Here is a 6,267-nt window from a genome sequence, read left to right as displayed (position 1 = left end):
TCAACAGGGTCGAACCGTCTACCATATTCATTGGGAGACCTCAAGCTTTGGTGTCGTTACCTTTATCTTGTGGTTTCCCCTTCTTTTTTGCTACCCCATCTCACATAAGGCGTAGAGTTTAAAAAAAATCCCTCAATACCTAGAAGTAATTAAGAAATATGTCATACCATCAATGAAAAATTAGGTATTGGTGTGAGGATGAAAGCCGTGTAGGATTGAAAACTGAAGCAGGAAGATTAATTACTACAAAAGGTACTAAGCCTATTGGCATTATGCAATGGAAGCGAGAGAATTTTTATTTATATGGATTAGTAGAACCATTAACTGGGGAGAATTTCCTAAAGGGAATTCTCTCATTTAAATGCAGCTTGTTTCCAGATTTTTTTTAGAAAAATTCTCTGCTAATTATGCCCAAAATATACATATTATTCAGTTAGATAATGGTGCTTTTCATTTTAGTCAACATCATCTTGTACTCTTATTTCTGATGCTGATGGTATCATTCATCAAAAATATCATTTATCTGCTTCTTTACCTGCGGAATCTGGGTTATACCCATTCTTCACAGACAATCTTTGTGCGTAAGTCCTGTTGCACTGATTTACTGAGTCAAAGGTCACTTGTCAATATTTCTTCTCCCCTCCCTTATCTCCCCTCTCGTCCCCAAAACCGCCTCGCCCTCTGCCACCCAAATCGCCTTGTCGTTCACAGACAAAACCTTGGCGTTGCCAAAACTGCATATCTACATCAGTGAGTTCAATTACAGATGAGCATTGTGGTTGGACAAATTGACTGATCACAGCCCACAATAAACTGCGTGTGATGTCAAATACTGTTTTCCACCAATATTCCTGATTTGCTGGACGACCTTTTTCCTTGACTACTTCTGGTTCTACCCAAATACCATGCGCTCCTAAAAGAATCTGCGCCATCCATTTGGCTCTCGGAAAGTGACTTGGTGAGCTAATTAACTTAACTTTATGTACTTTCCAGCGTTTGAGGATCGGAATTCCGTAATAGAAATTATCAAAGGTAGAATTGGCGCAGTTTTCTAACCACACGTTTTCTAAATCTGCTGTCTCCCTTTCAAAAATCAGCTTTATACAAGGGTCGAGAGAACCGCGAGAAATTAAAATGGGAATTTTGGGATTTTGTTTGGCTTGTTGGGCAATATAGATTTCACGGCGAATGCTACCACCAAGAACAAACAAAGCATCCACTGGCTTGGAGGATGCTGGAACTAAGGTTATAGTTATGGAAATTAGCCAGCAGCACAAAATTAAGCATAAAATACGTAAAATTTTTTGTAACAATTGCAACCATTGTCTGATTTTTCTTTGGTCAGAAATTGATGAAATACGAGTAAATTTATGTCTCATGTCATAGCTAAAAAAAGCTAAGTTAAATAATATCCAAAATGCCAGCAGTTCAGCCAACAAAATGCTATCTTATAAAATTAATATAGGGTGTAAATATGACACGGTTAAAAGTGTCACAATACTTGTATAGGACTCGATAAGACTGCTAAGTTATTTAGCAGAAGTATGGCTACGACACTAATGGTAAGTAAGGCAAAATTATCAAGATAATTCCGAGGAGAAAATAATGAAGAAAGCTTAACTGAAAATAGATTATAAAAACTTAAAAGTCTCTGAAAAGTCTGATTGCTAAACTTTCAACAAAACAACCATTCCAGCTAATATACATGAACCAATCTGCGAAACGTTACTCGCCCCTCCAACTGGCCATGATTGGTGGAGCGATCGCCACAACCGCTACCGTGTCCGTATTCGGCCCTGCTTGGACTCGTTGCGTTCGTGCCGCCCTACAAGATAGCCCCAAAGCCCTAGTTGACCAAGTGTGGCAACTGGTAAATCGTGAGTATGTTGATGGTAATTTTAATCAACAAGATTGGCAAGCAACTAGGCAGAGCTTATTAAGTAAAGATTATGCTTCTAAACAAGAAGCCTACATCGCTATCCGCGAAGCTTTACAAAGATTGGGCGATCCATATACAAGATTCATGGATCCTAAACAGTATGAAGCTCTCACCAGCCAAACTTCTGGGGAAGTCTCTGGTATTGGTATTCGGATGGAAGTCAACGAAAAAACTCAACGGCTGACGGTTGTCGAAGCCATAGAGAATTCGCCAGCGTTGAAAGCAGGGATTAAAGCTGGGGATGAGATATTAGCAATTGATGGAAAACCCACTTTGAAACTGAAGGTGGATGATGCTTCTAAACTAATTCGTGGTCAAGCAGGTACGCCCATCACATTACGTTTGGGAAGACAGGGACAAGGTGCTTTTGATTTGAAGCTGACAAGAGCAACCATTGAAGTACCGACTGTTAGTTATAACCTCAAGCAAGAAGGCAATCGCCGTGTAGGTTACATTCGCTTAAGAGAGTTTAGTGGCCACGCCGCCGATCAAATGCGTCGAGCCATTCGAGATTTAAATGGTAAGAAAGTTGATGCTTTTGTCTTAGATTTGCGTGGCAACCCTGGTGGTTTGTTGCAAGCTAGTATTGAAATTGCGCGGATGTGGATGGATAATGGTGCGATCGTCCGTACAGTTGATCGTCAAGGTAGCAGCGAACAAACCAGAGCAAATCGCACTGCTTTAACAAAACTCCCCTTGGCAATTTTAGTAGATGGTAACTCCGCTAGTGCCAGCGAAATTTTGACCGGGGCGCTCAAAGATAATAAACGCGCAGTAGTTATTGGTAGTCAAACCTTTGGTAAGGCTTTAGTCCAATCAGTACATGAACTATCTGATGGTTCTGGTTTAGCGGTGACTATTGCCCATTACTACACTCCTCTGGGAACTGATATTAACCATAAGGGTATTACTCCCGATATCAAGATTGATTTAACGGAAGCACAAGAGCGTCAGTTGGCATCTAACCCCGGTTTAATCGGCACTTCTAGCGATCCACAGTATGCAAGAGCGATCGCAGCTTTGTCTAGTAACAGTTTTGCTCAGTCTTCTGTGATTCAAAACATCCCGCCTGTGAGTGCTAGTGCTGAAAGCTTGAAGTTCTAGTGATTTCAGGTTCATGTATGAGGGTTTGTTAATCTAAATTGCTGGAGTAAAAAAACTACCTGATGAAATCTACATAGAATTAGGGAATTGGGAATAATAATGAGTAATCTAATTGCCAAAATCCCTAATTTTTATGAATCATCAGTCAATTGATACAACCACCGCCGCCAGATTTTTGCCAATGGTTTCGGTGGTTGTTCCTATTTATAATGCTGAAGCAGATTTAGCAGGGTTGATTGCTTGTTTGTCGGCGCAAACCTACCCCCAAGACCGAGTAGAATACTTATTGGTAGACAATAACAGTAGCGATCGCACTTTAGCTTTACTCCAAGAAGCGGCGGCAAATTCCGCAATTAAAATTAGTGCTTTAAGTGAAAACAAAATTCAAAGTTCCTACGCTGCAAGGAATACAGGAATTCGTGCTGCAACTGGAGAAATTATTGCTTTTACGGATGCTGATTGTCATCCCCAACCTTATTGGTTAGAATCACTCATTCAACCATTTGTTAATTCTGAGGTGGTAATTGTCGCTGGCGAAATTACAGCACTTCCAGGTAACAGCTTATTAGAACAATACGCCGAACTCAAAGACATATTATCGCAAAAGCACACATTAGCTCATCCCTTTTGCGCCTATGGACAAACAGCCAATTTAGCCATTCGCCGCACAACTTTAGAAAAAGCTGGCTTATTTCGTCCTTATTTAACTACTGGTGGTGATGCAGACATCTGCTGGCGGATTTTGCGGCAAAATCTTGGGCGTTTAGAGTTTGCACCCCAAGCGACTGTACAGCACCGCCATCGTTCTACACTCCAAGAACTGGCTAGTCAATGGCGACGTTATGGACGTTCAAATCGCTATTTGCATGAATTACATGGGATAGAATTGATGCCAGAATTGACACTGGCAGAATATGGACATCGGTTAGGACGTTGGATGTTCAAAGAATTACCTAAAAATGCGGTGAAGGCGATCGCAGGTAAAGCCACTCTTGTAGATTTATTGAATACTCCCCTTACTGTGTTTGTTATTCAAGCTCGTATTGCTGGGCAGAAAAACGCTAAATTACCAGAAAATGCCAAGATAATTGCTTGGTTGTAAAAATGAGAGTAACTTTTACCCAATCCTTGAATAATCAAATTCTGAGAGGATGGATTTTACTCCGTATAGAAACTGATGATATTTGCACTCAAATTTGGACATCATCTACATTCGATCCATATCAAGAATTGTACATTTGGTTGGGGCAAATTCGAGATTTTCAACTACCCGCAAAAATGATCATAGATGAAGAAGGTCGTGAAGTAGAGCTGATAGCTGAGAGTTTGAGCGATTTACTTTTGCAATTTCGGATTGAGCCGTGGATGTCTGCTAGAAATACTACAACACGCCTCAACATTACGGTTGGACGTTGCGAATTGCTCAAGGCTTTCTATGATGGAATCATCAAATTTATTCAAGATGAATATCAACCATCACAATGGTCGCACATTGATCATCTGAGTAATACAAATTGGGGTGCTTTGCTCAAGCAAAATAATAGTTCTAGTCAAAATTGGCAAACACGTTTAGCAATGTATGGAGGAGGACATAGTAGGGTTCCTGAAACCGGACGTGAAACCATATCGAACCAACTAACCCTAGAACAACAATGGTTGGTAACTTTACATGATGTATTTTTATGGATAGCAAATTTAGCAGCTAACGGTCAAATTAGAGAAGTCTACGCACTTGTCAGTTTATACAAAAATATACCAATAGATATTGCATTAGGTGAATTGGATGAGAGTTGGTATGAGCAACGGAAAATTGAGTTATATCAACAATATGAACTACGTGAGAACTCCATCACCAGACGAACAATTCATAATCGTAGCCGTTTAGCAAAGGCAAGACTAGAAACACTTAAGCTTGGTCAAATTATAGATGGCAGTATCAGTAAAATTAAGCCGTATGGTGTCTTCGTTGATATTGGAGGATATTATGCACTACTACATATCTCCGCAATTTCTCAACAACCTGTTGAACATCCAGAAAAGGTATTTCAAATTGGTGATTGGATTAGAGCAATAATTATCTGGATGGATATTGAAAGAGGGCGAGTTTCGCTATCAACTAGCGATTTAGAAACTGAACCAGGTGATATGCTAAAAGACCCGTTGATTGTGTATGAAAAAGCCGAAGAAATGGCTCTTAGATACTATCAAAACGTTTTGTCAAAGCTACAGAATACTGTTGAGACAAGGGAAGATGGGGGTTAGGTTTTTAATAAACTCCTCAGAGGATGTTTGGAAAGTATTACAGGAATCAATTAAGCAAGTCTTTTAACTCCATTAATGAATCTTTACAGCAATTTAGGTGAGAGAATCAGGATCTACGCCAAGCGATCGCAACCGTTCCGCGAGTAATTGTACTTGTTGTTGGGCTTGCTGGGCTTGTTGCTTTGCTTGCTGGGCTTGTTCTTCTGGTGTTAAAAACCGTTCCCCTTGTTCGTTATACCAATACACCCACTCGCGCGGAATCCCTAAATAAGTTCCTCTTTCGATGCCAATTCCTAAACCAATCTCTGGCAACCAAAGATTTCCATCATGCAATAATTCATAAGCATCATTCACTAATTTATAAACTTCTAAACGCGGTTTACGGCGACGCAGTGGGTTGTAAACTACATAATATAAAATTCCCAATTTTGCATACTCGGCTTTCTTAGTCGAATACTCACCGCGATAAGTTTGAGATACTACCTCAAATACTAATATTGGTAGTTTCTTCTCTTCCCAAAGCACATAACTGGGGCGGAGGTATTCATCATAAAATCGCTCTACGCCCAAACTCAAAAACCCATCTGGGACTATAGCTGGTAAGTCTGGGTCATAATAAATCCCCATATCTACGCCAAAAAACCAATCCATGCGTTCTGGCCAAGCCATTGCTAAAAGGGCTTTGAGTAGACCAGGAATTAAATCTTGTAATTCATTATCCACGGGGGTATCGTCAGAGTCTGGCAGTTCCTCAGATGAAGGCAAACAAGCTAATGGATTGTAATTTAGCATGATTGATTTCCCGTTCCTCAGTTATGAGTATATTTTTATTTTATATAGCTGGGTGTTGGGGTGCGACCCGAACTGGTCGTTTAGAAAGGGAAGCCCACTTCCCTAGCGGATTCATACCCGCTACTCTCACGGAAAAGACTCTGCGAGAGTCTGGTCACGTCCAAGTAGGT

The 6,267-nt window shown here is 40.4% G+C and carries 5 protein-coding genes; 3 read left to right on the top strand and 2 right to left on the bottom strand.

The genetic code is table 11. From position 1 onward, the window contains the following. Positions 1 to 623 precede the first annotated feature (623 nt). Positions 624 to 1,379, bottom strand: coding sequence for a YdcF family protein (locus H6G74_RS30680; protein ID WP_190971277.1), 756 nt, complete (start codon positions 1,377 to 1,379; stop codon positions 624 to 626). A gap of 326 nt (positions 1,380 to 1,705) precedes the next feature. Between H6G74_RS30680 and ctpB the strand changes: the two genes are divergently transcribed. The 3 genes from ctpB (at position 1,706) to H6G74_RS30665 (ending at position 5,305) form a co-directional block, all read left to right on the top strand. Next, the gene (gene ctpB, locus H6G74_RS30675) at positions 1,706 to 3,043 is read left to right on the top strand and encodes a carboxyl-terminal processing protease CtpB (protein WP_190971276.1); all 1,338 of its coding nucleotides are present in this window, start codon (positions 1,706 to 1,708) and stop codon (positions 3,041 to 3,043) included. Between the two features lie 133 nt (positions 3,044 to 3,176). Further along, positions 3,177 to 4,145 (top strand): glycosyltransferase, encoded by a 969-nt coding sequence (locus tag H6G74_RS30670; RefSeq protein ID WP_190971275.1) that lies wholly within the window; start codon positions 3,177 to 3,179, stop codon positions 4,143 to 4,145. A 2-nt stretch (positions 4,146 to 4,147) separates the two neighbouring features. Continuing rightward, complete coding sequence (locus H6G74_RS30665; protein ID WP_190971274.1) at positions 4,148 to 5,305, top strand: S1 RNA-binding domain-containing protein; 1,158 nt, start codon at positions 4,148 to 4,150, stop codon at positions 5,303 to 5,305. A 93-nt stretch (positions 5,306 to 5,398) separates the two neighbouring features. On the opposite strand, the gene H6G74_RS30660 is transcribed toward H6G74_RS30665, so the two are convergent. Continuing rightward, positions 5,399 to 6,097, bottom strand: a complete 699-nt coding sequence (locus H6G74_RS30660) for a Uma2 family endonuclease (RefSeq protein ID WP_190971273.1) — start codon at positions 6,095 to 6,097, stop codon at positions 5,399 to 5,401. Between the last annotated feature and the right edge of the window lie 170 nt (positions 6,098 to 6,267).

The sequence above is a fragment of the Nostoc spongiaeforme FACHB-130 genome (assembly GCF_014698475.1).
Lineage (GTDB): Bacteria > Cyanobacteriota > Cyanobacteriia > Cyanobacteriales > Nostocaceae > Nostoc_B > Nostoc_B spongiaeforme.
Note: the sequence above shows the minus strand (reverse complement) of the source record. Positions and strands in the feature narration are given on the sequence as shown.

Bases quoted from the DNA above. Each gene is read 5' to 3' on its own strand.
- H6G74_RS30680 (WP_190971277.1), bottom strand. From the start codon at position 1,379: ATGAGACATAAATTTACTCGTATTTCATCAATTTCTGACCAAAGAAAA.
- ctpB (WP_190971276.1), top strand. From the start codon at position 1,706: ATGAACCAATCTGCGAAACGTTACTCGCCCCTCCAACTGGCCATGATT.
- H6G74_RS30670 (WP_190971275.1), top strand. From the start codon at position 3,177: ATGAATCATCAGTCAATTGATACAACCACCGCCGCCAGATTTTTGCCA.
- H6G74_RS30665 (WP_190971274.1), top strand. From the start codon at position 4,148: ATGAGAGTAACTTTTACCCAATCCTTGAATAATCAAATTCTGAGAGGA.
- H6G74_RS30660 (WP_190971273.1), bottom strand. From the start codon at position 6,097: ATGCTAAATTACAATCCATTAGCTTGTTTGCCTTCATCTGAGGAACTG.